Source organism: Pseudorhodoferax sp. Leaf274, assembly GCF_001422445.1.
GTDB lineage: Bacteria > Pseudomonadota > Gammaproteobacteria > Burkholderiales > Burkholderiaceae_C > Pseudorhodoferax.
On record NZ_LMNA01000012.1, the window covers coordinates 183,770 to 207,696 of the forward strand.

21 protein-coding genes are annotated in these 23,927 nt (G+C 62.2%); 7 read left to right on the forward strand and 14 right to left on the reverse strand.

Going from position 1 to position 23,927, the window contains the following annotated elements:
• Window positions 1-57: 57 nt before the first annotated feature.
• The 8 genes from ASF44_RS31075 to ASF44_RS31800 form a co-directional block, all read right to left on the reverse strand.
• The gene (locus ASF44_RS31075; RefSeq protein ID WP_162243813.1) at window positions 58-1,158 is read right to left on the reverse strand and encodes a polysaccharide pyruvyl transferase family protein; all 1,101 of its coding nucleotides are present in this window, start codon (window positions 1,156-1,158) and stop codon (window positions 58-60) included.
• Window positions 1,159-1,381: 223 nt separating this feature from the next.
• Complete coding sequence (locus ASF44_RS14920) at window positions 1,382-2,875, reverse strand: lipopolysaccharide biosynthesis protein (RefSeq protein ID WP_082524784.1); 1,494 nt, start codon at window positions 2,873-2,875, stop codon at window positions 1,382-1,384.
• On the reverse strand, window positions 2,865-3,911 hold the full coding sequence (locus ASF44_RS31080; protein WP_082524785.1) for a nitroreductase family protein: 1,047 nt from the start codon (window positions 3,909-3,911) through the stop codon (window positions 2,865-2,867). The genes ASF44_RS14920 and ASF44_RS31080 overlap by 11 nt, the downstream gene beginning before the upstream one ends.
• A gap of 60 nt (window positions 3,912-3,971) precedes the next feature.
• The gene (locus ASF44_RS14930) at window positions 3,972-4,748 is read right to left on the reverse strand and encodes a glycosyltransferase family 25 protein (RefSeq protein WP_056900016.1); all 777 of its coding nucleotides are present in this window, start codon (window positions 4,746-4,748) and stop codon (window positions 3,972-3,974) included.
• Complete coding sequence (locus ASF44_RS14935; protein ID WP_162243814.1) at window positions 4,745-6,022, reverse strand: glycosyltransferase; 1,278 nt, start codon at window positions 6,020-6,022, stop codon at window positions 4,745-4,747. Before ASF44_RS14935 ends, ASF44_RS14930 begins: the two co-directional genes overlap by 4 nt.
• A 91-nt stretch (window positions 6,023-6,113) precedes the next feature.
• Window positions 6,114-7,343, reverse strand: coding sequence for a glycosyltransferase family 4 protein (locus ASF44_RS14940; protein ID WP_056900018.1), 1,230 nt, complete (start codon window positions 7,341-7,343; stop codon window positions 6,114-6,116).
• Window positions 7,340-8,404 carry a glycosyltransferase family A protein gene (locus tag ASF44_RS14945; RefSeq protein ID WP_056900019.1) on the reverse strand — a complete coding sequence of 355 codons (1,065 nt, stop codon included), beginning with the start codon at window positions 8,402-8,404 and terminating at the stop codon, window positions 7,340-7,342. The genes ASF44_RS14940 and ASF44_RS14945 overlap by 4 nt, the downstream gene beginning before the upstream one ends.
• A 459-nt stretch (window positions 8,405-8,863) precedes the next feature.
• Window positions 8,864-9,196 carry a hypothetical protein gene (locus ASF44_RS31800; RefSeq protein ID WP_156374511.1) on the reverse strand — a complete coding sequence of 111 codons (333 nt, stop codon included), beginning with the start codon at window positions 9,194-9,196 and terminating at the stop codon, window positions 8,864-8,866.
• A gap of 153 nt (window positions 9,197-9,349) precedes the next feature.
• Here ASF44_RS31800 and epsF point away from each other — a divergent pair, with 153 nt between their 5' ends.
• The 7 genes from epsF to ASF44_RS14980 are packed head-to-tail and all read left to right on the forward strand — an operon-like array spanning window position 9,350 to window position 17,336.
• Window positions 9,350-10,768 (forward strand): chain length determinant protein EpsF, encoded by a 1,419-nt coding sequence (gene epsF / locus ASF44_RS14950; protein ID WP_056900020.1) that lies wholly within the window; start codon window positions 9,350-9,352, stop codon window positions 10,766-10,768.
• A 27-nt stretch (window positions 10,769-10,795) separates the two neighbouring features.
• Window positions 10,796-11,722 carry a polysaccharide biosynthesis tyrosine autokinase gene (locus ASF44_RS14955; RefSeq protein WP_056900021.1) on the forward strand — a complete coding sequence of 309 codons (927 nt, stop codon included), beginning with the start codon at window positions 10,796-10,798 and terminating at the stop codon, window positions 11,720-11,722.
• Entirely contained in the window at window positions 11,712-12,749 is a 1,038-nt protein-coding gene (locus ASF44_RS14960) for a glycosyltransferase family 2 protein (protein ID WP_056900022.1), read from the forward strand. The genes ASF44_RS14955 and ASF44_RS14960 overlap by 11 nt, the downstream gene beginning before the upstream one ends.
• 5 nt (window positions 12,750-12,754) lie before the next feature.
• Complete coding sequence (locus tag ASF44_RS14965) at window positions 12,755-13,936, forward strand: glycosyltransferase family 4 protein (protein WP_056900023.1); 1,182 nt, start codon at window positions 12,755-12,757, stop codon at window positions 13,934-13,936.
• A 2-nt stretch (window positions 13,937-13,938) separates the two neighbouring features.
• Window positions 13,939-14,835, forward strand: a complete 897-nt coding sequence (locus ASF44_RS14970; protein WP_162243815.1) for a family 16 glycosylhydrolase — start codon at window positions 13,939-13,941, stop codon at window positions 14,833-14,835.
• A gap of 55 nt (window positions 14,836-14,890) precedes the next feature.
• Window positions 14,891-16,252: a hypothetical protein gene (locus tag ASF44_RS14975; RefSeq protein ID WP_156374512.1), complete on the forward strand. Its 1,362-nt coding sequence runs from the start codon at window positions 14,891-14,893 to the stop codon at window positions 16,250-16,252.
• Between the two features lie 13 nt (window positions 16,253-16,265).
• A complete protein-coding gene (locus ASF44_RS14980) occupies window positions 16,266-17,336 on the forward strand; it encodes a glycosyltransferase family A protein (protein WP_162243816.1) in 1,071 nt (356 codons plus the stop codon).
• 78 nt (window positions 17,337-17,414) lie between these two features.
• Here ASF44_RS14980 and ASF44_RS14985 read toward each other — a convergent pair whose 3' ends face one another.
• From ASF44_RS14985 to ASF44_RS15010, 6 genes are all read right to left on the reverse strand, one after another.
• On the reverse strand, window positions 17,415-18,572 hold the full coding sequence (locus tag ASF44_RS14985; RefSeq protein WP_056900027.1) for an acyltransferase: 1,158 nt from the start codon (window positions 18,570-18,572) through the stop codon (window positions 17,415-17,417).
• Window positions 18,573-18,588: 16 nt separating this feature from the next.
• Window positions 18,589-19,425: a polysaccharide export protein EpsE gene (epsE, locus tag ASF44_RS14990; RefSeq protein ID WP_235579226.1), complete on the reverse strand. Its 837-nt coding sequence runs from the start codon at window positions 19,423-19,425 to the stop codon at window positions 18,589-18,591.
• A gap of 21 nt (window positions 19,426-19,446) precedes the next feature.
• Window positions 19,447-20,691 carry an XrtB/PEP-CTERM-associated polysaccharide biosynthesis outer membrane protein EpsL gene (epsL, locus tag ASF44_RS14995; RefSeq protein ID WP_056900028.1) on the reverse strand — a complete coding sequence of 415 codons (1,245 nt, stop codon included), beginning with the start codon at window positions 20,689-20,691 and terminating at the stop codon, window positions 19,447-19,449.
• A 126-nt stretch (window positions 20,692-20,817) separates the two neighbouring features.
• Window positions 20,818-22,242: an undecaprenyl-phosphate glucose phosphotransferase gene (locus ASF44_RS15000; RefSeq protein WP_056900029.1), complete on the reverse strand. Its 1,425-nt coding sequence runs from the start codon at window positions 22,240-22,242 to the stop codon at window positions 20,818-20,820.
• Window positions 22,235-23,053: an XrtB/PEP-CTERM-associated transcriptional regulator EpsA gene (gene epsA, locus ASF44_RS15005; protein WP_056900030.1), complete on the reverse strand. Its 819-nt coding sequence runs from the start codon at window positions 23,051-23,053 to the stop codon at window positions 22,235-22,237. Before epsA ends, ASF44_RS15000 begins: the two co-directional genes overlap by 8 nt.
• A gap of 414 nt (window positions 23,054-23,467) precedes the next feature.
• Window positions 23,468-23,926 carry a low molecular weight protein-tyrosine-phosphatase gene (locus ASF44_RS15010; protein ID WP_056900031.1) on the reverse strand — a complete coding sequence of 153 codons (459 nt, stop codon included), beginning with the start codon at window positions 23,924-23,926 and terminating at the stop codon, window positions 23,468-23,470.
• Window position 23,927 lies beyond the last annotated feature (1 nt).

The following is a 23,927-nucleotide window of genomic DNA, read 5'->3' on the forward strand; positions in this document are numbered from 1 at the left end:
ACCTGGTTTCTCATCGGAAAAAACGAGGTGATCGATCCGATGAAAATAGAAGAAAATTTATTGAGGCGCGCCCGTCAGCTGCTGCATGTTCAGCTCAGACGCCTTCTTCACCGAAGGAAGCTGTGCATTCACTTGGCCGGTCAGCGCGGGTAGGCGGTCGATGAAATCGTTGATCAAGGAGGCAAGTTTTTGCGGATCGACAGCATCTGCAGGTGGCAGCAAAAAGCGTTCTGGATAATTGAAATGTGCAAACAGGCCCTGAAACTTGTCTTGATAAGTCATTGCTGCCACTGGCTTCCCGGTGCCAAGCGTTGCAATTGCAAGGTGCATGCGGCCTGTGACCACCCCATCGGCCGCTCCTGCCATGGCCTTGAGTTCTGAAGCAGAGTACTGCCTGGTCGAATACATCTGACGCTCACCCAACTCCTCTTGCAGGGCTTTGGCGATCGGTCCAAGACAAGCATCGTCGCCTTCTTCACCGCGGTAGTCGTGCGAGAGAAGGAGTAGTGCAACCCGCTTTGCGCGGATGACCTGCCTCAGCGCCTCTATCGCGCTGGCGACGAGGCCCTCCACCTGCGCAGGTGTGGCTTTGGTGATCAACATGGGGTGCAAATTGAACCCGAGCACGATCATGCCGGCCGCACGTTGGCGGTCCGCCCACGCCATCACGTGCCGTACTGCATCAGATGAATCATCTGGCTCGAGCATGAAAGCGGCATCCGCAACCAGGTGCGATTCAATTCGGCTGAAGCGTTGAAACCTTCCTCGTGAAATGCGGTCCCGAACATTGACGGCTACCGACGGGCTAAGATTGTTGAATACCGGGCGCAGCAGTGAACTCGGGGACGAGTTGAAACTGAAACCCGAAAATGCTACTTTGGTGCCTCGGCGCGCAGCACACTCTGCGAACGCAAGCAATCTGGCAGTGGTGACTGGGTTGTAATATCCATCCATCACGTCAGCGCCAATGACCACCATCAAGTGCGGATCAAAAGAATCTACGAGTTTGATATCCCCTTCCATCCATCCCGACCAAGCAGGTATGGATTGAAATCCAAGCCTGAGGGCCGCATCGCGGGCAAGTTCCGTGGCAGTGATGGCTGCAACCTCGAGGTCGCGATGGCATTCACGCAAGCGCGCGACGATGGCGGTGATCATGGCTTCATCGCCTTTTGACCCGATCAACGTCCATGCATCGCAAGGCACGATCAGCAGGCGCGTGGGCGGTGGCGCTTTATTCTCCGTCGGCCGATACGTTGATAGAAATCTTCGGATGCGCCGGATTTGCTTCCATGCTCTATATTGGCTAATAAGGCGATTAATTCTGGGATAGGCCATGCTATTTATGGATTGACGTGATTGAAGCCAGGATATTATTGCGCTAGCTTTTTCGCGACCTTAGTAGCCGGAAAACTTCAACAAGTTGCTGACGTGCAAAGAGGAACAAGAATGCGATGTACCCAACTCCGCCTGCTGCCGAGCAGATGATGAGCTTGAATATCTCTGGGAACTGTTGGCCTTGCAGGAAATGGTACGCGCTCATGGCGATCGCCATCATGGCAATACAGCCGAAGATCATGGCTTGAATTCTTCTCCAAAGTTCAATCAACGAAATTCCCACCAAGACCTGAAGAACATAGAAGCTGGCCGGTGTAATTGCCAGTTGGCTCAGAATATATGCGTATAGCAACTGCGTCATTTCGCCATCGCGAAAATAAGTCAAGGTGCTGAATGTCAGAATGATTTTTACAACCATGAACTTCAGCCCAATGGAGGGCTTGCCAATGGCGTTGTAAACTGTCCCGTTATAAAACTGCATGACTTGTATCGCTCCAAGGAGCGCGGTCCAGCGCATTACTTCAGCGCTGGCGATCCATTTCTCTCCAAAAAGAACGATCGTGATGGAAGGCGCCAACGCTGCCACCATGCAAAAAATTGGCACCGCCACCGTGGCGGTGATTGCGACACTTTTGTAATATGCCGAGATCAGGGCAGGCCTATCCTGGGAGAGTCGTGAGAAACTGCTATGCGCCACGTCCAGAATGGTGGAGCTGAACATTTGCATCAGCGCTTGGTAGAACTTCAATCCCACGGTGTAAACCGCGAGGGCTGCAGGGCCCAATGTGGCGGCAAGAAAAACTTCAATATATCTGTTGTTGGCGAAATCCAGTACATAAGTACTCAACCTGCTGGAGCTGTAACCGATCAATGGGCGCAGACCGCGTATGTCGGTGGCCCTCGTGAGCCTCCAGGCGGGCCTGAACCACAGGCAGAGCGTGAACGTGACAGCTCCAATGATTGCCTGGAATACTAGGCTCCAGACGCCGAAACCAGCCAGAACCATGGCGATGACGGCGGCACTGCCGACGAAAGTGGAGGCAAGAGTCGCGGTCGCGATTCGTTTGTAATCGAGCGCTCGCCGCCGCATGGCCAGCTGGCCGAACGATGCAGCCGATATAGGAAGAACAAGCGCAGAGACCTGCAGAATGCGCGTCAATTCAGGTTGTTTCATGAACGACGCAATGAATGGCGCAAGAAGGCAAACAGAGATCGTCAGAAAAATCGCGACAGAAATATTGAGCCAGAACACCGTATTCATTTGCTGCGGTGTGATGGTTTCGCGTTGGACGACCGCCTCGCTCAAACCCTGTTCTGCCAGCATGCTGAGAAAGGTGAGAATCACGGTGGTCATGGCATACAAGCCGATCTCGGCGGGCGAAAGCACGCGCGCCAAAACCATGAATACGCCAAGCGAACTCAGTCGAAATGTCCAGCTCTGGATAGCCGACCAGATCAATCCCAACCGCACCTTGTCGCGCAATGATTCCGCCACTTTGACTCCTGCTGTAGGTATGGAGGGGGTTTCAGTTGTCATGGATTGTCGTCATCGACTGTGGGGTGCGCCGGGGGGAGCGGGGTACGAGGGCGTTCGCCGAAGCATATCCAACCGCCAAATACATGATGATTTTCTCGTGGTCGGCAATATTGCCTTGCTGGTGCGCGCGCTGGTCCAGGTCTGGCGCAACGCACCAATTCAGGCAGCAGCTTGCAATGCCGCGCGCCTGTAAGGCGAGGATGAGGCTCATGGAAAAGAGACCCGAGTCGATGTAGGGTTGGTTGCGTTCCGAGGCGTCGAAAAAATAGCGACTGTCGGCGCAGATAACGATCAAGGTGCTGAGCTGATGGCCGAATCCGGTGTTTCCATTTTGCAGTTCGAGCAAACGCGCAATTTGCTTGGGATCTCTGTAGATGTGAACGAGCCATGGCTGCCGGTTGCAAGCGCTGGGACTGAGTTGCGCTGCTGCGATTGCATCTTGCACAAGATCAAGTGGCACCACGACGTCAGAATAAGAGCGAACACTGCGCCTGTCTTTGCAAAGCTGATCAAATATCTCGGTCGTACCGTCGGTCGGACGATAAGGCACCGGCGTCGAAGAATCAGGTGCCGAAGGCATAGAGGTGTCTATGCAAGCGTCCAATGCGGTGAAGATGCTGGCTGCCTCGTGGGAGGGAGGTGGTGTTTCGTCCAGACGGTTTCGATAAGCGCGCAATGTTTCAATGGCGCCGATATACACTGGATCGTTGGTCGAAAAGCCGGCGCGGTGCCAGCGCGCTACCAACTTACAAGTGGCAAGAACGGGATCGCGGCCGAAGAATCGTTTAGGGCCGGAAATGCACAGGCCTTTTTCCAACTTGTGGTATTGAAAAATGAGTTCCGCGCTGAGCTTGGCGTAGGAAGCGTCGTGTTCGGCCCAGAACATGAACCGCTTGGCTTGGGTGATGTCGCCAATGAAATAGCGCAGCTTGTGCCAGCGTCTGATGTTGACCTTGAATTCGTCCAGTCGGCGTTTTGCCCTTGGGAAAGGCTTGACCAGAAGATTCACAGGGGCCACTAGGAGCTTCTTGAGCATGGCTGCAGCCTTTCTCGATGTCCAGGCAAAGGCTGGTTGGCGCGAACTTGCCGAATGGTTTTAGTTGATCGAGGCGGCGCCCTGGTCCTGGGGCTTGCCGAAAGGGTGGCGACTGCAGAACAGGTCGGACGACGCGCGTGCCGCACGTTCTCGGATCTTCCACGATAGCCTTGCAGCCCGTTGCCTGGCGGTGGGCAGGAATTCCTCCTGCGCCGAATGCCCGATGGTGGAAGGTCCGTGACGCTCCAGCACAGGAAATGGGAAAAGGCAGTAATTGCGCACGCCATAGTCCCAATACCTGGACATCGCCCAATCGACGGGCATGCACAGCACGTTGCACGAGCGGTGCAAGGCTGTCGCTCCTGTGCGGGTCAGCAGATAGGCCTGCGTGCCCAGCGTGAGGCCCCGAACGCTCAACAGATGGCTGTGGTCCGACAGCAGCTTGTATTTGGCCACGCGTGCGTTGAGGGGGTGCGTGCTGAAGAGCTTGAGGATGTCGATCCCGTGTGACGACAGATCGTGCCTGCACAACGGCGCAATCGCCGGCCAGTCCACCACGGTGTCGTCCTCCAGAACGACCAACTGATCGTAATCGGACGCCAGGAACCAGCCCCACAGGGCGTAGTGGCTGGCATAGCAACCGATCTCCCCGGGCTTGAGGGGGCGACCGAAGCGTGACACCGCCAGCTGCATGTCGTACCGCAATGGCGCCTCGGCCTGCCGCAGGGCGGGGAAGAAGGCCCAGTCCAGGCCGCAGCCGTTCGCCGCTTCGCCGAACTCCGTTCGGCGCTTGGTGGCGCTCTCCATGCTGATCACGCGGATGGCGGTCTTGGTCATGGCATGGCCTCGCGCGCAAGCGCCGCCTGTGCGGCCGGCTGCGGCAATGCGTGACGCCGACGGGCCGCGAGCGCGTTGATTTCTGTCATGAGCTGCAAGGTCTTGCTTTGGAAAGAGAAGTTCTGTGCCACGTGGGCACGACCGCTTTCACCCAGGTTGCGCGCCGTGGCCGGGTCGCGCAGGAGCGAGACGATGGCGTCGGCGAAGGCGCGCGTGCCGTTGGCCACGGCAAGGTGCTGCCCATCGACCGCGCCCAGGCCCTCCGCTCCGACGCTGGTCGCCACGACAGGGCAGGCGCGCGCGAGCGCTTCGATGACCTTGATCTTGATGCCACCGCCGAAGCGGTAGGGGCAGACGGAGACAGCCGCACCGTCGAAGAAGGCATCGATGTTGTCGACGAAGCCGGTCATGTGCACGCCCTGTGCCAGCAGTTCCGGCGTTTGCGGCGGGCATTGGGGCCCCGCAACGCGGAGTTGCGCGTCCGGCATCTGCGCACGGACCTGCGGCCAGACCTCCGAGAGCAACCAGTGCAGGCCGTCCACGTTGGGCGGGTGGAAGTAGTTGCCGACCATGGCCACGTAGCTGCCCGGGCCGCGTGCAACTTGAGGGGGGACCTCGGTTGCGACGGGGCTGAGGACGCACGGCACATCGGCCCAGAAGGCGCGCAGCACACCGGCGTCGGTCTCGCTCAGCGCCAGCAGCAGGTCGGCCGTGGCGTAATGGCGCATTTCGTAGCGTGCCCAGGACAGCCAGTTCAAGCCGTCGATGATGCGGCGCTTGGTGCTGCCGGCCTTGCGCCATTGGCGGTAGATCGACACGGTGCTCACGTCCTGGGTGTCCATGATGGTGGGCACGGCTGATCCAGCGCGGATGTATTGCGCCACCTGCGGGAACTGAAACAGCGCGGCGATGGCGCTGGACCGCGCGATGACGGTCTTGATGGTGTCTTCCATCTCGCGCGATTCCATCACCTGTGCCGGAACCGGCGGCCCGCCCAGCAGCTGGCGTGCGCGCAAGCGCCAGCGTGGCTGTGGTGCGGGGAGTGGCACGGTGGTGACGCTTGCGCAGAACTCGCGCAGCGCCGTCTTCCCAGCTTCCACGTCGTTCGTCGTGGTGTCGAACGAGACCCAGTGGATGCTGTAGTGGGCGGCCAGGCTCTTCAACAAACGGAAGCACAGCACGCCTCCACCGATGCCGCACCGCAGGTGGAATACCCAGGGGGCGACAACCACGATGGATGGCAGGGGCGTTCTTGTCGGTTCGTTCAGCTGCATTTCAAGAGATGGTCGGTGTGGTGTGTGGCAGCGGTGCGGCCATGCCGGATGGAATGGCCGTGGCGTCCTGGCTCCCATCCGTTGGCTGAGGTCAGATCGAAGGCATGAGGATCTTCTTTTCGCCCTTGGCTGCCTGCGGCACATGCGAGGCCAGGGCGGTCGCCAGCGCGGCGACTTGCTCCGAATTCCACTCCTGGGCAGCAGCTCTGGCGGCCTCGGCGAACTGGCGCCGCAACGCGGCGTCGTCCAGCAGGCGCAGGATGGAGTCGGCAAACGACTGGGCGTCATCGTCGTCTGCCACGCAGAAGGCACGCTCGAAGTACGCGTCCAGCCCACGCGCACCCGAACGCGTGGTGACGATGGGCATGCCTGCGGCCATGGCGTCCAGCAGTTTGATGTTGATGCCGGTACCGGCCCGCACGGGGTTGATCGCAATCATGGCGGCGTCGAACGCATCGGCGAGTTGGGGCACGAAACCCAGCCGCACGATGCCCGGTTGCGCTTCGATTTCGTTGGAAACCGCGCCGGCAAGCAGCAGTTCGAAGCCGGGCTTGGCTCGACGCACGATCGGAAGCACGTTGTCGATGAAGTGACGCGCGCCTGTCGTGTTGATGGGGTTGCCGGAGCCGACGAAGACCGCAGCTTGCCGTGCGGACGGGTTCGAGGAGACGGGCATGTCGATGAGGTGGCCGACTTGCAGGACACGCGTGCTGCTGCCGGCAACGCGCGTCGCAAAGTCGCGCGCTTCGCTGGCCTGGATGGCCAGGACGATGTCGGCGCGCCGAAAGCCCCTTTCTTCTTCTTCCAGGCTGGTGGAGAACCACTGGGGGCGCATGCCGGCCTTGAGGTAGGCGCGGTGCCGCAGGCCGAAACAATCGTGGGTGTCCAGCACGCGCAGGCAGTCCGGTGGCAGCGCTTCGAGGGCCTTGGATGCAAATACGTATTCGGCGAACACGACGTCGTACCGGTGCTGTGCGTGGAGCGCGGCGAGCTCTGCGTTGGCGGCGGCGCTGTACCAGTCGTCCAGGCGCCACATGAAGGCACGCTCGATGTTCAGGAACCGGCCGAGCTTGCGGGCCATGCGCGCGAGAGGGCCGGGACGCGGCGGAACGGCATTCAGCACATGCACCCTTGTGCTGCCGTAACGTGACTGCATCGCCACCAGGTCGTAGGGCTCCAGCGGGATGTAGGCGAAGTGAACCTCGTGGCCGGCCTGGATCAGGCCTTGGGCCAGCGTCATGATGCGGACGCGGTTGCCCGCGTCCGGCGGATCGGTAGGCACAGGCGACACCATCAGGATCCGCAGGCTGCCCGCGCTCATCGGATCACTCCCAGCCTGGAAAGCGCCGTGCGCAATGCCTGGGGACGCGCGGCTGGCACGAACCGCCAGAGGATCAAGCGGTTGCCGGCTTTGCGCGGCAGGAGCGCAACGAGCGTTGTCCATACGCCAATGGCGGTCTTGCCTTTGGCGGACATTCCTTGCGGCTTGAACAGGGCCTGTACGACGTCCAGCCATACAGCGCCCGCACTGTCGCCAGGAATCGGGTGGGTCTGGGGTTCAAGGCGCAACGAGGCCAGCCTGTAGGGAAGGTACGACAGGCTGCCGTTGATCGCGTCAGGCTTGATGTCGATGCCCACCCGCTGTGCGATGCGCCTGGCATAGGCATGCCGTTGCTGGGCACGCACGACGTGCAGTTGGAATTGCTTGACGTCCAGCCGCGAGGCTGCGCCATCGTTGCGGCCATGGATGCGGTAGCAGCCCAGCACGTGGGGAATCGTCAGCACGTCTCCAAGGAACGGTGCCGCCGCGAGGCAACTCGCGTCGCCAGGTCTGCCGCACGAGTCGTCCAATGGAAAGATTTGCGCCAGGTACGCACGGGCGTAGGCGTTGCCTGAGCCCGGGGGGGTGGGGTAGGCGGTCGTGGTCGCTGCCCAGTGGCGGATGTCCTCGGGCGTCGGCACACCATGGAATTGTGGAATCACATTGCCCAAAGGTTGGCCGCCGGCATCGATGGTGCGCATGCGGTACTGCACCTTGCTGACGCCGGGGCGCCACAAGGAGGCAACTTCGCGCATCACCTGCGGTTCGAGCAGATCGTCGGAGTCCAGGAAGATCACCACCTCCTCGGTAGCGAGGCGAAAGCCGACGTTGTACGCCTCCAGCTGCCCGGCATTCGCCTGATGCACGATCTGCACCCGGCCCCGGTAGCCTTCGATGACTTCGCGCGACCGGTCGGTCGACCCATCGTCCACGACGATCACCTGGACGCGGGGCCAGTCGACGGCCAAGGCGCTGTCGATGGCCAGGCCTATGAATTCCTGGTAGTTGTAGTTCGGGATGATGATGCTCAGCCCGAACGAAGGTTCACCGTTGGCGAGCATCGGTCTTCTCATGATTGTTGCTGCGATTGCCCAGATCGAGGGCGCATGGGCATGTGGGCCTGCAGCGTGCGGGGAGCGGCATCCTACCAGTCGACTGCCGAACCGGCCCAGTCGGAGATTCGCGGCACGGCCGTTGCGCCATGCTGGGAAATCGCCCTGTGGCCGGCAGTGCTGGCTGTGGAGCGGCCATCACCAAGGGCTGGCCGGCAGCTGGTCGGCAGCAGATCGTCGGACCCCAGCTACCGCACGGCGACCAGCTGGATTGTCGGATTGGGCCAACCGAGCGGCGCAGACGAACGGTGCTATGGTGCGAAGGTGCCGAGATGAATCAGCATGTAACGCAGAGATGGGTTTTTGCGTGCGCGTCAACGGTGGGGTGTCGTGGCCCGCAAGCGCTGTGGGTTGAAGATCCGCGCGGTCACGGCCTGGCAGCATGCGCATCGGCCGTATAACGCGTGTTCAGCCATTGCGCGAGCGTCGCCGCGCGATGATCGCCATGATGCACAGGCCGGCAAGTGCGGCATAGCTGCTCGTGCCCAGATCCTCCGACGGACCAGAGGACGCGGCGGCTTGGCGACGGAACGATTTGTCTGTCCCGGTGTCAGCGATCCTGCTGGGCAGCGCCATCTGGGACATGGCTGTCTGATAGTCCTGCGGTTGTAGGGTGTATTTGGCATGTCTCGCATTGGCCTGGGGCTGGGAGACGGCGTCGGTCACTGGTGATGCGCTGGCCGCGCAACTGGCGGCGATCGCAGTGGCAACCAGGACAATGCGCGGCGAGAAATTTCGCATGGTGAAGTACTCGGGTGGATTTAGCCACATGGATGGGGGGCATGGTGAGCGATTTTGTGCAGTGCAGCAATAGTCCAAATGTACTAAGTTGATGCCCTGTCGACCCGTCACAATCGCCCGCGGAACACGCCGCGCTGCTTGTTCGGAGCTTTTATGAATTTGATGGATGTTTATGTGTCGCTGCTGGCGCGATGGCGCACTGCGCTGATCGTGCTGATCGCAGTCGTCGGCGCCACCGCAGCCTTCACGCTGACGCGTGTTCCCCAATACACGGCGCAGGCTTCCGTGGTGCTGGACGTGAGGACCCCGGATCCGATCGCTGCGGCGGGAACGCAAAGCATGGCCGGCACTGCCTACATGGTCACGCAGGTCAACGTGCTTCGCAGCGAGCGCGTGGCTGTGCGGGCGCTGGATGCGTTGGGCCTGAGCCAGGATCCCGACCGCCAGGCGCAATGGCGCGCAGCGACGAACGGTGTGGGCAGCTTCGAGTCCTGGCTGGCGGACGGTCTGCTGTTGAAATTGGACGCAGCACCGCCGCGCGACTCCAATGTGATCGACGTGTTCTACACGTCGCCAGATCCCGTGTTTGCTGCAAAGGTCGTCAACGCCTGGGTCAAGGCCTATGTCGACACGACGCTGGAGTTGCGGGTCGAGCCCGCCAAGCGCTACAACAGCTTTTTCGACAACCGCAGCAAGGAATTGCGCGAACAACTGGAGGCTGCACAGTCGCGGCTTTCGGCCTTCCAGCAAAAGATGGGGATCGTCGCCACGGAAGAGAGGCTGGATGTCGAGAATTCGCGTCTCTCTGAGCTGTCGTCCCAGGTCGTGCAACTGCAGGGACTGGCAAACGAGTCGAGCGGGCGTCAGCGGCAGTCGGCACAGAACGCGTCCGACATGAACCAGGTGTTCAGTTCCCCGGTGCTGGTGTCGATGACGACGGACCTGGCGCGTGCGAAGACCCAGTTGAACGAGCTGGGCGAACGGCTGGGCGCCAACCATCCCGCCATGGCGGAACTGCGGGCCAAGATCGCGCAGCTGGAGTCCGGCATCGCCGCCGAAACCAGGCGTGTGGCGAGCAGCCTGTCCATCGACGACCGGATCAACCAGACGCGGCTCGCACAAGCGCAGGCCGCAGTTGCGGAGCAGCGTGCGAAGTTGCTGCAATTGCGGACGCACCGCGATGAAATGGCGGTGCTCGAGCGCGATGTGGAGAGCGCGCGGCGCAGCTACGACACGACGCTGGCGCGCCTGGCGCAAACCTCCGTGGAAAGCCAGACCAACCAGACCAACGTGTCGCTTCTCAAAGAGGCCACCCCGCCGGCCTACCCGGCATCGCCGCGTGTGCGGCTGAACATCACGATCGGCTTCTTGGTGGGCTGCCTGCTGGCTGTGGCCGGCGCGGTGGTGCGCGAATTGCTCGACCGCAGGTTGCGGACGGACCATGACGTCCTGAGCGGCCTCGACGTGCCCTTGCTGGGCGTGCTGCCCGCGAAAGCGGGTGCGAAGAGGATCGGTGCATCGCGTCGTCGGCTGCGGCTGACCTTGTCCTCGGCCCCCCCGAAGCTTTCGTGATGCCAATGTCAATGCGCTCAGGACTTCATGCAATCCAAATCAAATTTGCGCGCCATGCCACCGGTCGGTGATTCTGGCCAGTCGGGATCTTCGCCAGCGGCGGATGGTGGCGTGGTGATGGGGCGCTCGATCGGCGACCTGATCCGCGAGGCGCGCGGGCTCACTGCGGCGCAGATCGAACAGGTGCTGCAATACCAGCGCGAGCACCGCGTGCATTTCGGCGAGGCTGCAGTCGCCCTGAAGTTGGCATCGCGCGATGACGTGCTTTGGGCGCTGTCGCAACAGTTCCAATATCCCTATGCGCCCGCGGGCGATGTGTCGGCGCTGAGCCCTGAACTGATCACGGCGATCGACCCGTTCAGCGACGAGTCAGAGATGTTCCGCGACGTGCGTAGCCAGTTGCTGATGGGGGCGCTGGCGCCAGACCAGCCGCGGCGCGCTCTGGCCGTCATGAGCCCCAACGTGGGGGACGGCAAGTCCTTCTTTGCGGCAAACCTGGCCATCGCGTTCAGCCAGTTGGGCGGCAGGACGCTGCTGGTCGATGCCGACATGCGCACACCGCGCCAGCAGGATCTGTTCAACGTGGCAAGGCGTGCAGGCCTGAGCAACATCCTGGCCGGCCGTGCCGATGCGGAAGTCATCCACGAGGTGGCGGCATTGCCCGGGTTGTTCCTGCTGCCGGTGGGTGCCACGCCGCCCAATCCGCTGGAGCTTTTCCTGCGACCGACCTTTCGCCTGCTGCTGCAGGAGGTCTGCGCCAAGTTCGACCACGTGATCGTGGACACGCCGGCGGCAAGCCACGGGGCGGACGCGCGCGTCCTGGCTGCCACTTGCGGAGCTGCCCTGGTGATCGGCCGCCGCAACACCAGCCGCATGCACGCCATCAAGGAACTGGTCCAACAGATCGCCAAGACGCGGGCCACATTTGCCGGGGTGATCATCAATGAGCATTGAGGCACAAGCGCTGCGCGTGCTTGTTGTCATCCCCACGCTCAACGAGGCACATGGCATCGACGCGGTGATCGATGCCCTGGCTGTCGACCTGCCCGTCGACGCACAGGTGACGATGGTGGTGGCGGACGGCGGCAGCGACGATGGCACGGTCGAGCGCGTGCAGCGGCTGCAAGCAACGCGCCCCTGGTTGAAGCTGATGGCCAATCCGAAGCGCATCCAGAGCGCAGCCGTGAATCTTGCCGTTCGCACGCATGGTGGCGGTGCCGATGTGCTGGTGCGTTGCGATGCGCATGCGCGTTATCCGAGCGGCTTCATCGGCAGCCTGCTGCAAACGTTGGAACGTACGGGTGCCGATGAAGTGGTCGTGCCCATGGATTCGTCTGGCAGCGGCTGCTTCCAGCGTGCCGTGGCCTGGGTGTCCGATACGCGTGTGGGCTCTGGCGGGTCTGCGCACCGTGGTGGGCGGCGCAGCGGCTACGTGGACCATGGGCACCACGCGGCGTTTCGCATGGCCTCGTTCGTGCGTGCCGGAGGCTACGACGAGAGCTTCACCCACAACGAGGACGCCGAGTTCGATTGCCGCCAGCGCCGGCTGGGTGGCCGGGTGTATCTGGATGCCGACATCCGGCTCGAGTACGCACCACGCGCCACGCCTGCCCGGCTGGCCAAGCAGTACTTTGCCTACGGACGGGGGAGATCCCGCACGGTCCGCCGCCATCCGGGTTCGATGCGCTTGCGGCAGCTCGCGCTGCCGGTGCACCTGTTGGTGCTGCTGATGTCGCTGGCGCTGGCCGCATGGTCCGCCTGGGCCTTGGCCTGGCCGCTGGTGTACGCGGGTGTGCTGGCCCTTACCTCGTGCCAGACCGCCTGGGGCCGGCGTTCCCTGTGCGGACTGTGGGCCGGGCCCGCTGCGGGCATCATGCACACGAGCTGGGCTGCGGGTTTTCTGTGCGGATTGGCCTTCATCCGTGAAGCACCGTGGCGGGCCGATGGGTCGCTGCCGCTGGGCGCAAGGCGCGAGGTCTAGGCGGCATGACGCAGCTTTCCCCGCTTCATGCGCTGTTGATCGATCCTTCACTTTTCACGGCCCCTTACGACGCCGCGCTGACAACCGGGTTGGTGGCCGCCGGGGTGGAGGTGGTGTGGGCCACACGGCCGACGCGCAAGGGCGACCGGCAGGAGCTGCCGATCGAGCGGACCGATACCTTCTTCTACCGTCGGACCGATGAGGCGCAATGGGTGCCGAACCGGCTCAAGCCGGTGCTCAAGGGCATTGCCCACTTTGCCGGGTTGGCGACATTGTTGGCGCGTGTACGCAAGCAAAAGCCCGATGTCGTGCACGTCCAGTGGATCGTGGTGCCGCCGTTGGATGTGCTGGCATTCATGTTGATCCGCAGGTGGTGCCCGTTGGTGCTGACCGTTCACGACACGGTGCCCTTCAACGGCCAGAAGATGAGCCTGCTGCAGCGCATTGGATTCGATGTGCCGATGCGTTGGGCCCATCGGCTGATCGTGCACACCAAGTCCGGGCGTCAGGCGTTGATCGACCGTGGGGTGCCGGCCGGCAAGATCGAGGTGATCCCGCATGGACCTCTGCAGCTGGCCGTGCAGCCGATGCCGTCTGCGACACCACGCGATCCGCGTTGGACCTTCGTGCTGTTTGGCGAGATCAAGCCCTACAAGGGGCTCGACCTGCTGATCGAGGCTTTTGCGCGCATGCCTGCCGCCATGCGTGCCCAGGCGCGTGTCGTCGTTGCCGGCCGTCCGCGCATGGATCTGGCGCCGCTGCTGGCCCGGATCGAGGCGCTTGGCTTGTCGGAGCAATTTGACATGCGGCCGCAGCGCCAGTCCGAGGAGGAAATGGCCACGTTGTTCGCAGAGACCGATTGCTTCGTGTTCCCCTACCGCCAGATCGATGCCAGCGGCGTGTATTTCCTCGTGAAGTCCCTCAGTTGCTGGCAGATTGCCAGCCGGGTGGGCATCTTTGCCGAGGACATGGTTCCCGATGTCGACGGCACGCTCGTGCCATGCGAGGACGTGGATGCACTTGCACAGGCGATGCAGTCGTCCATCGCACGGCGTCCGAGGCGCAGCGCACCAGCCGCGTCGGATTCCTGGGCAGAGATCGGTCGGACGACCCGCGCCCTGTACCTGGATGCGATGGCGGCCTTCCACGGCGTATCGCACCCGAACAGCCCGAGCACTGTGGAGTAACGATGCGCAACCTGCCGGATTCGCCAGAACCTCTTCGTTCGCTGACGCTGTTACGCCGGCGGCTGATCCAGGGCTTGATTGGCCTTGCGGGGGGAGGCGCATGGCTGACGCGGGCAGCACATGGGCAAACCGCGGTGCCGTTGCCGGCACCGATCGCTGGCACCGGCTACCAGTTGGTCAAGAACTGGGACTTCACTTCGAACGTGACGGACATCGCCACGTTGCGCAAGGAGTTCTTCACGCGCTACATCTACAACAACGGGCAGCAGGACGCGCTGAACGATGAATGGCAGCGCTACCGCGACAACGGCAACCATGCGTTCGAGGACGATGCGCTGGCACTGGTCGCGCGCGCGCCTGCAGGCGTGGCGCGCGGGAAGATCGAAAGCGGCATGCTTCGATCCAAGTGGTTCGGCAAATATGGCTACTTCGAGTGCAGCATGAAGGTGCCTGCGGGGCGGGGGATGTGGCCGGCGTTCTGGCTCAACCCACAGGACGGGCGGTGGCCTCCTGAGATCGACATCGTCGAGATCGTCAACAACGGCCGCGACACCACACGCAACAGCTTTCACATCCTGCACACCCGCAGCAAGGAGAAGAGGGTCGTCACCTCGTCGCGCCTGGACAAGCACCAATCCTATTGGCCGGGATTTGATTACAAGGATGATTACCACCGCTTTGCCGTCTTGTGGGAGGCGGACCGGGTCCGCCACTACGTGGACGACAAGCTTGTGGCGGACCAGAGTTTCAAGTGGGAGCACGAAGACGGGGTGGATGGCGGGCCGGCGCATATTTTGGTCAACCTCGCCGTGGGTGGCAGCTGGCCCGGTGCTCCGGACGGTGCCGACGCTTTTCCTGCCAGGCTGATGCTCCGGCATATCCGCGTGTGGCAAGCATGAGGCAGGCCGGGGTTGCGGCGCTGACAGTCACACCTGACTATTCAGACTTGACACCATGAGTTTTTCGCACCCAGGCCATGCATGGTCGGGCAAGGTGCCGCGCAGCAGTACCCCAGGCACGCAGACGGTCCATGCTGCCCCAGATGCGGCACAACCACCGTTCGGCCTGAAGGTTGCGTTTGTCTTTGTATTGCTGGCGCTGACGGTGCTGGACCGCTTTGGCCTGCGTCTGACGAGCAGCTATTCGGTCAATCCCGCCACGATGGCGATGTATGGGCTGGTCGCCGCGCTGCTCGTGACTCGCCATGCGCAGATCAACGTCGTGAGTGCTCTGCTCTATGTCGGTGCCGTGACGCTGGCGTGTACAAGCTTCGTCGTGAACATGACGTTCGGTACCCGGCAACTCACGTCGCTGGGTTCTCTCATGCTGTTGTGCGTGCTGTATGCGCCGTTCGTGTTCGCGCTGCGCAACGGCCCGCATGCCGGGTCCATGTGGCGATGGATGATGCGCTGGTATGTGATCTTCATGGCAGTGCTTGCCGTGTTCGGCGTCACGCAATACTTTGCGCAGTTCGTGGTGCGACTGCCATGGCTGATCGACTTCACAGACTACATTCCCACAGCTATTCGCGGGTCGGGCGTCTACAACACATCCAATGTGATTGGGTCGGCGTTCAAGTCCAACGGCTTTTTTCTGCGCGAAGCTTCTGGCTTTTCCATGTACATGGCGATTGCGCTTGTCTGCGAGTGGGAGCTTGCGCGACGCAAATCGCTGCTGGCCTTGTTCGGCCTTGCCGTGGTCGTGACGTATTCGGGTTCGGGCATGCTGATCCTTATCGTCGCGCTGGCGCTGCCACTTGGTTGGCAGACGTTTTCGCGTGCCGTCATCGCAGGGCTGGCCATCGGATTGGTCGTGTTGCTGTTCGGCGATGCATTGAACCTTTCTTACACCCTGGGCCGTGTGGGTGAGTTCAACGCAGAGGGCAGCAGCGCCTATTGCCGGTTTGTGGCGCCTGCAAAACTGGTGGTCGAGCAGATCGAGTCTGATCCCTGGGTGGCTCTTCTCGGCCATGGGCCCGGCACGACGCAGAAAATGTCTGCTGTTTGTGAGACCACCTATGGCAAGGTGTTGTTCGAGTACGGAATGGTGGGCGCCTTGCTGTTTTCGGCGCTGATCCTGTTCGCGCTCGCGAGGCCATGGATTCCGCTGCGCTTGCGCTCGGCACTGGCCGTGAACTGGTATCTGCTCGGCGGCAATCTTCTGGGACCGGAATCGCTGTTGATGATTTTCTTTTTGAGTGCGATGTGGCCTTCGAGATTGCCGGAGAAGTTCGTTTTGAGTACGGCAAGACCGGATGATGCAGTGCGTGGCCGGGGCGCCGTGCAAAAGAACGAAAGGCCACGCGATGGCGGATAACGCAGTGCCGACGGTGAGCATCGTGATCACCTGTTTCAACTACGAGCGCTACATCGCGCTGTCGGTGGGCAGTGCTCTGGCGCAGTCGATTGCGCCGACGGAGATCATCGTTGTCAACGATGGATCGACTGACGGGTCTGCGGGGGTGCTCGCCAGTTTCGGCGCGCAGATCACCGTGATCGACCAAGCAAATGCTGGCCAGATCGCGGCAACCAACCGCGGATATGCCGCGAGCAGCGGCGACATCGTCATGTTCCTGGACGCCGACGACATTCTCGAAACCGGTGCCGTGCAGGCTGTGATCGAGGCGTGGACGCCCGACTGCGTCAAAGTGCAATTCGAGCTCGAGGTCATCAACGGGGCCGGCGAACTGCTGGGCAGGCGCTTTTGCAACTATGTGGAGCCCTACGGGCCGGAACAGGTGCGCAGTGAGTTCAAGCGGTTCGGCACCTATGTCTGGCCCGTCATGACAGGCAATGCTTTCGCGCGCCGATTCTTGCAAGGCGTGATGCCGCTGACGGTGAAGATGGCGCCGGACGGCATTCTCAACACGGTTGCGCCGCTGTACGGCAGCATCCAGGTCGTGCCCCAGGCACTGGCCCGCTACCGCTTGCATCAAGCCAATCAGAACTACCATGGCACGACATCCAATGCCATCGGTGTGCGGTTCGCCAAACAGGTGAATTTGCGGGTCAGCGAAGTGAACGTGTTGCGGCAGCATGCGGCCGCCCTGGGCGTGCAACTACCCGAAGGCAACTTGCTGGACCACGATATGACGTTCATCAACTACCGGTTGATGGCGCTGAAGCTGGGCGAGCCCTACGAGGAAAGCGCGGGTGATTCACCAGGGCGCCTGTGGCGCGCCGGCATCGTGGCATTGCGCAAGCGTCCCCTGCCATCGCACTTGAAACTGTTCCACATGCTGTGGCTGACGGCTCTGCGATGGAGTCCGCGCAGCGCGGCGCGCGCACTGATCCAGTTGCGGTTCCAGCGTGCCGAGTTGTTGCAGCCTTGGCGACGCCGTTGGGCAACCTTGACCGGTTTGGGGCGAGCGGCAGAGACCGGACCTGGAAGAAATTCGTAGTCTTCACCCGTCCGGATGCGTTGCTTCCTTTGCAGTTGAAGCGCCTTCAGATGGCGGCAGAGCCACCTGGAAGGAGGGTCACCGCGTCAGATGAGGACTCGCGGCCGGCGCCGTGGCATAGGCACCATCGGTGGCTGGGACTTCGCGCCAGCGCTTCGTGAGCCACTTGGCCAATCCCTGCTCGAGCCAACGCCACGACCAGTACGCTACCAGCCAACTCAGCAAGCCAGAGACGATGGCAAAAACCAGCGTCAGCTCCCAGCTGCCGCGACCGTCCGGAAAGAGCTTCAACAGCAAGAGCTTGGTCATGGACATGACCACCGGATGCACCAGATAGAAGCTGTAGCTGATGCTGCCGAGGTGCTGAGCCGCGCGCGTTCTGAGTGCGCCCAGGCCAGCCGGTGTTCCCGCCATGGCGACGCAGGCGATGACGTGCGTGCCAGCCAGAGCCGCGAGCAGGACGGACAGGGTGTGCCCATTGGCCAGCACGGACCACAATGGCACGCTGAACTCCGCGGCGAATATGCCGGTGTCGAACCAGGCGAACAAGAACACCAGGAGTGTCAATGGCACAAGCATCGGTGTGCGCTGCAGCCAGCGCACGGCACCTGGTGCCAACGCGACCAGCACGCCTGGCAGGAAGAACAGGGCACGCGGATAACACGCGATGAGCAAGCCGGCCAGGGCAGCCCACACCAGTTTGGCGGGCAGGGGGGCGCCCCGCCGCCACAACAGTGCAGCCAGCGCGGCAACGCCATAAAACACCCACTCGTAGGTCAATGACCAAGACGCCGGGTGCAGCAGAAAAATCGGCAACAGCGGCGGCAGCAAGAATAGATTGGCCAGCGAGTGCAGGACCCATTCCACAGGCGTGCTCGTGCCGCCGTGGCCAGCTGCATAACGCACGACGGCCAGAAAGATCGCGATGGGAATCCATACTGGAAAGATGCGGATCACGCGATCCAGCAGGAACCGCGACAGCGTGGCATGTCGGCGCAGGCTGTTCACGATGACGTAGCCACTGATCATGAAGAACAGTTCGACGCCATAGCCGAAGGCCATGAACAGGCGATGCAGCATCACTTGGGCCGTCGATGTCGCGTCGGCAGTCGGCGGCAAACCGGAGTTTGCAACGTGGTGCAAGAACACCAGCAGCACGCAGACACCGCGGAACCCGTTGATGTTCAGCGAGTAGTTGTCCGGTCGCGGCCGGACGGCTGCGGGCTGCGGGCTCATGGCCTTACCCTCGGTGTCAGAACAGGCTTTCGCGCACGTAGATCACATCATCGGGCTGCAGGGCATCCGAGAACTGTGGCGTGGTCTGTTGAACGACACCTGCAGCGTCCCTGCGGTGCAGCCGCAACCGGGTCTCGCTGCCGCGTGTGGTGGGGCCACCGCCAGTCGCTAGCGCTTGCATGACGGTCATGCCGCGTTCGATCCTGTAGGCGCCAGGCCGCTGCGCTTCGCCGTAGATGTAGAACATCGGCGCGCGTGGAACGTAGAGGACGTCGCCCCCGGCAATGGCGACGTCGTTTTCGCTGGACTCGACCATGAACAGTGCCGTGATGTCGATGGTCTTGCGGTAGGGCCGTCCATCGCGTGTGCCGGTCAGAATCACATAGTCTGCTCCGGTAGCGGTCGCTCCGCCGGCCATGGCCAGCACCTCCGTGACGCGGATGTTCGCGGTGTCCAGGGGAAAGCGGCCCGGGCGACTGGCATGGCCCAACACGGCAACTTGGTTGCCGCGCACCTGCAGCAGCACGATGTTGACCTGCGGCCGTACCAGGAAGTTGCCGGTGCGCAAGGCTTGGGCGATCTTTCGCTCCGCGTCCGCAATGGAAAGGCCGGCCAGTTCGACAGTGCCGATCAGCGGATAACTGATGGCGCCGTTGTCTGAGATGCGCGTTTCGACGGTCAGGTCCGGACTTTGGAAGACCTGCACTCGGATCGAGTCACCGACGCTGAGTCGGTAGTCGATGCTTTGTTGCTGTGCAGCTGCCATGCGTGGCAGCAGTGCACTGAACATTGTCACGATGAAGAAAGCCAACCAGACGGCCGTGCGGCGGGGGAGGGGCAGGATCAGGTTCATATGCGCTTTGCCAAATGATCGTCAGTAGGAGATCTGGGCTGAGAAATTGGCCGAATTGTTCTTGAAATCGAAGCCGGAGTAATTGGACACGCGTTTTTCCGTCTTCAACCAAAAACCCAAGGTGATGCTGTCGCGAGGCCGCCAATCCAAGCCGAGGGACGCCGACCGCGTGGTGTCGGCGCGGTCGAACGGAAAGTTGGCGCGATCGATTGCCCCGCCATAGTCTTCGTCGTACTGCTCCAGATGCATGCGCAGGCTGGTGTGCGCCGTCGCCTGCCACGAGGGGGTCAACGTGAATCTATTGCCGGACGCATAGCTGCTGTACTGGGTCTGGTAAGAACGCCAGTCACGGTCTGCCGTTGCATCCAGCCGGAGTTTGGCCGTCGGTTGCCAACTCAGGCGCAGCCCACCCACCGGACCACTGAAATCACTCCCCGCAAAACCGGGGTATTGGCGGCTGACATGCGCCACGCGCGCATACAGGGTGGTTTTTCCGGTGGCCACCCACCTTGCAGTGAGTTCGTGCTCTGTGTTGTTGAACGTGGTCGGCAGCGGCGTCGTGGTCACGGTTGCCTCCTCGCTGTACTCACCATGGCCCTTGCGCAGCCTGTAACTGAGTTGGCTGCCGGAAGGCAACACATACCGCACGCCGCCGGCCACACTCTGCACCTTGAATCCGCGGTCCTGGGCCAGCAGTTCCTCGTTGCGCAGGCGAAACTGGTCCACGGAACCGAAAAGCTTGACGGCTGCACCCATGTCGTACTCGCCCTGCGCACGCAGAACGCTGTCGGTCCGCACATTGCGCTGGGTCACGTCCTGCGTGTCGGAAAAGCTGTTGGAATTCTGGCGCTGGGTGGCCTGCAACGTTCCGCGCAGACGGGGTGTGATCGACCAATGCCACGCCGCCGCATAGTTCAGCGCTGTGAAATTCAGGTAATCGTAGTTCTGGTACTTGTAATTGACGAGCGAAGCATTCAGTTCGATGCGCTGCAGAGAGTAGCTTTTATCCAGCAACAGGCCGGCAGAGCCGATCCGGATCGTATCGGACCAAGGACGGCCTCCCAGCGTCGATGCAGGAAGCGTCGAAGACAGCCGGAACAGGTTGCTGTCATGCAACTGTTCATACCGGGCCACGAGTTGCAGCGTTTTGTCGGTGTCCGCCGAAACGCCGCCCGCGCCCGTCAACATGCACGCCAGAACGCTGCCCTTGACGAGCGGATGGTGCAGGACGATGCAGGGATGAAAGGAGCGCCGCTCAATGGTCAAGTGTGAATGTTCAAATCTGAAACGAGGGTTCACCACGACAACCTGCAGTAAAGCGGCGATTCGTCGACCCAACCGATGGGCTGCACGAGAGACGCACGTTCATTGGATCCGAGAGACGGCGGGGCATCAAAACGCCTTGCTGTCCTTGAACACGACGCCCACCGTCCTCGCGATGATGTAAAGATCCAGCCGCAGCGACCAATTGCGCAGGTAGTCCAGGTCGAACTCGATGCGGCGTTGCATGGACTCCAGATCGTCGCCGCCACGGAAACCGTTCACCTGCGCCCAGCCGGTGATGCCGGGGCGCACCTTGTGGCGAATCATGTAGCCGGAGATCTGCTTGCGGTATTGCTCGTTCACCGCGATGGCGTGAGGCCGCGGGCCGACGACGCTCATGCGTCCTTGCAGAACGTTGATGAACTGCGGCAGCTCGTCCAGCGAGGTCTTGCGGATGAACGCGCCGATCTTGGTCACGCGCGCGTCGCCACGCTTAACCTGCGTGTAGCTCTTCTCGCCGTCTTCGGTCACGGTCATCGAGCGGAACTTGTAGACCATGATCTCCTTGCCGTCGAGGCCGTAGCGGCGCTGCTTGAAGACGATCGGGCCGGGCGAGGTCAGCTTGATGCCGATGGCCACGGCCAACATGACCGGGGCGATCAGCACCAGGATCACGGATGCCAGCAGGATGTCCCAGGCGCGCTTGACCAGGCCGGTGGTGCCGCGGAACGGAGTCTCGCAGACGGAGATGACGGGCGTGCCGCAGACCGATGCGCTGCGGCCCTGGATCAGGTCGGTCACGAACATGTCGGGCACGAAGTAGATCGATGCGGTGGTGTCTTTCAGGCCGTCGAGCACCTGCAGGATGCGCGGCTGCGACGCCATCGGCAGCGACAGGTAGATCATCTGCACGTCGTTGGCCTGGACGTAGGCCGGCAGGGCGGCAAGGCGGTCGATCAGGCCGAAGCCCATGGGCGCGTTCAGGCGGTGCAACTCGCGGTCGTCGAAGAAGCCGGAGACCTCGATCTGGGAGTAGGGCGTCTCGCGGATGCGGCGCGCCAACGCCACGCCTTGCGTGTTCATGCCGACGATCACGGCCTTGCGCGGCGGCCCGCGCATCGCCAGGATGCCAGGCGCCGCCAGGCGCAGGGCGCGGTGTGCCGCGATCTGGGACAGCGGGGCCAGCCACAGCCACATGAGCACTGCACCGGTAGGGAATTGGCGGCTGTAGCCCGTGGCCACGCCCATGACCAGCAGCAGCGCCGCGATGGCGACCCAGTTGATCAGGGTTTGCGTGACCAGCTTGCGCAGCGACGAGCGGATCTGCGTCGTGCCAGGAAATGTCATCGCAAACACGATGACGGACAGGATGAGGTACTCCGGCTTGAGGCTGCCGCTGTGGTAGAGGCCGACGCCCCACAGCGACAGGACCAGCATGCCGGGGTCAATCAGCGATTCAATGAAGCTGAGCGGGTGGTCCTTGCCGAGAGTGCCGCCGCCTGCTGCGTCGGAGGCGGCCTTGATGTCGGTCAGTGGGATCGGGGAGCTATCCATGGGCGTAGGGGCTGTTCTTCAAGCGGGACACGGCCTGGGCGCGGTTGTAGACGTCCAGCTTCTTGAAGATGCGCTGAAGGTGGTTCTTGACGGTGAAGGCACTGATGTCCAGGATGGTGCCGATCTCCTGGTTGGTCTTTCCCATCTCGACCCATTGCATGATCTGCAGCTCGCGGCTGGTCATGCCGTTGTCTGGTACGGGCGCGGCCATGCCTTGTTGGCGTGAAATGGTGATCTGCGCGGCCGCCCCGGCCGGATGGCCCTGCGTGAGCGCGTCGGAAGGCAAGGCGACCTGGCGCATGGCCATGTCGATGTAAGGCAGCAGCGCAGCAATGGCAGCTGCGCCAGCTTCCTCGGAAACGGGGTCGCGGCTCAACACCACGTACAGGCAATCCTCGCCGCTGCGCAGGTCGCGCAGGCCATGCACCAGGGCAGAGCGCATCGGTGGGGAGATCGAACGCAGCGGGTCTTGCAGCGGGTGCAGCGAGAAGACGCCGCTCATGCGTTCGGCAGGCGTCACATAGGGCTGCTTGTTTCCGGCCGACCAGTTGGCGAACAGCTCCTGCAGGCGGGGAACCAGCGCGGACGCATCGGCCCGCGCCGTGCGCACACCGCGCAGTGGCGAGACGATGTCGTAGCCGATGGCGTTGCGCTGGAAGTCGCCCCAGGCTGCCACGAGGATGTCGTGCGGCATGAAGTACTGGATGCCGCCACGCAACCAATTGAACAAGTCCAGGTGGGTGCGGATGCGTGCGACTTCGGCCAGTACATCGAAGCAGCGTTCGCGGTCAGCGTCGGGGAGTTTGCTCAAAAATGACATTCACGTCCTTGAGGATGACCTGTCAATGGAATACATGGACGCCGCGGCCCCCTGCGCGCGTCGAAATGGTGCATCTTCATGGATGCTCCCGGCCTCATTCTTGGCTCTCGGTCTCGACTGTCGCCAGTTTGATGCCCGTCCATGTCTGCCTGATGGCATCCCCGTCTGGACCAAATTGTCATTGTTCGGCCTCTTTTCGTCAGGATGCGCCCAGCCGTCAGCTGGTCGGGGGGCCGTCAACGACAGGAAAGCCTGCCTTGACAGATTGTCGATGCCGGTGGTTGGTAGCGGGCGATCTTAGCGGCACAGTGCCGTGCAGCAACTTTCAAGCCATCAGGAAATGTAACAGTGTCCTGATTGACGCCCGTTCCTGGTGCAGCTCAGCGGCTCCCGCGCAGCCTACCGTTACTTACGGATCCTGTCGCGCCACGACAACACAGCCTGTTCGATCAGGCCATGCGTTTCCTGGTAGACCGACTCGTGCCGGAGGTAGGGGTCGGCGATCGTTCTCCCAAGCCAGTGGCCCAGCATGTGGGTCTTTCCACGCGCTTGCGGATCGATCTTCTCGATCTGACGGACATGGGGCCGTTCCATCACAAGAATCAGATCGGCCCACCAGAGCAACGTGCCGTTGACCTGTTGCGCGCAATGCCGCTCCAGCTCTTGCAGCAGCCGCGGCTGTTGGCGGGCGACATGGAGCACCGTTTCGTCCGCAGGCTTGCCGACCAACGCACGCGTGCCGGCGGATTGCACCTGCGTCATCTGCCCGCGGCCATCGGCCTCCAATTGCAGTCGCAACATGGCTTCCGCCAGTGGGCTGCGGCAGATGTTGCCGGTGCAGACGACCAGGATGCGTTCGTACATC

Bases quoted from the DNA above. Each gene is read 5' to 3' on its own strand.
- ASF44_RS14975 (WP_156374512.1), top strand. From the start codon at position 14,891: ATGAGTTTTTCGCACCCAGGCCATGCATGGTCGGGCAAGGTGCCGCGC.
- ASF44_RS15010 (WP_056900031.1), bottom strand. From the start codon at position 23,926: ATGTACGAACGCATCCTGGTCGTCTGCACCGGCAACATCTGCCGCAGC.
- ASF44_RS14970 (WP_162243815.1), top strand. From the start codon at position 13,939: ATGCGCAACCTGCCGGATTCGCCAGAACCTCTTCGTTCGCTGACGCTG.
- ASF44_RS14985 (WP_056900027.1), bottom strand. From the start codon at position 18,572: ATGAGCCCGCAGCCCGCAGCCGTCCGGCCGCGACCGGACAACTACTCG.
- ASF44_RS14930 (WP_056900016.1), bottom strand. From the start codon at position 4,748: ATGACCAAGACCGCCATCCGCGTGATCAGCATGGAGAGCGCCACCAAG.
- ASF44_RS14935 (WP_162243814.1), bottom strand. From the start codon at position 6,022: ATGCAGCTGAACGAACCGACAAGAACGCCCCTGCCATCCATCGTGGTT.
- ASF44_RS15000 (WP_056900029.1), bottom strand. From the start codon at position 22,242: ATGGATAGCTCCCCGATCCCACTGACCGACATCAAGGCCGCCTCCGAC.
- ASF44_RS14940 (WP_056900018.1), bottom strand. From the start codon at position 7,343: ATGAGCGCGGGCAGCCTGCGGATCCTGATGGTGTCGCCTGTGCCTACC.
- ASF44_RS14965 (WP_056900023.1), top strand. From the start codon at position 12,755: ATGACGCAGCTTTCCCCGCTTCATGCGCTGTTGATCGATCCTTCACTT.
- ASF44_RS14920 (WP_082524784.1), bottom strand. From the start codon at position 2,875: ATGACAACTGAAACCCCCTCCATACCTACAGCAGGAGTCAAAGTGGCG.
- ASF44_RS14955 (WP_056900021.1), top strand. From the start codon at position 10,796: ATGCAATCCAAATCAAATTTGCGCGCCATGCCACCGGTCGGTGATTCT.
- ASF44_RS14945 (WP_056900019.1), bottom strand. From the start codon at position 8,404: ATGCTCGCCAACGGTGAACCTTCGTTCGGGCTGAGCATCATCATCCCG.
- ASF44_RS31075 (WP_162243813.1), bottom strand. From the start codon at position 1,158: ATGATCACCGCCATCGTCGCGCGCTTGCGTGAATGCCATCGCGACCTC.
- epsF (WP_056900020.1), top strand. From the start codon at position 9,350: ATGAATTTGATGGATGTTTATGTGTCGCTGCTGGCGCGATGGCGCACT.
- ASF44_RS31800 (WP_156374511.1), bottom strand. From the start codon at position 9,196: ATGCGAAATTTCTCGCCGCGCATTGTCCTGGTTGCCACTGCGATCGCC.
- ASF44_RS31080 (WP_082524785.1), bottom strand. From the start codon at position 3,911: ATGCTCAAGAAGCTCCTAGTGGCCCCTGTGAATCTTCTGGTCAAGCCT.
- ASF44_RS14960 (WP_056900022.1), top strand. From the start codon at position 11,712: ATGAGCATTGAGGCACAAGCGCTGCGCGTGCTTGTTGTCATCCCCACG.
- epsE (WP_235579226.1), bottom strand. From the start codon at position 19,425: ATGAACCTGATCCTGCCCCTCCCCCGCCGCACGGCCGTCTGGTTGGCT.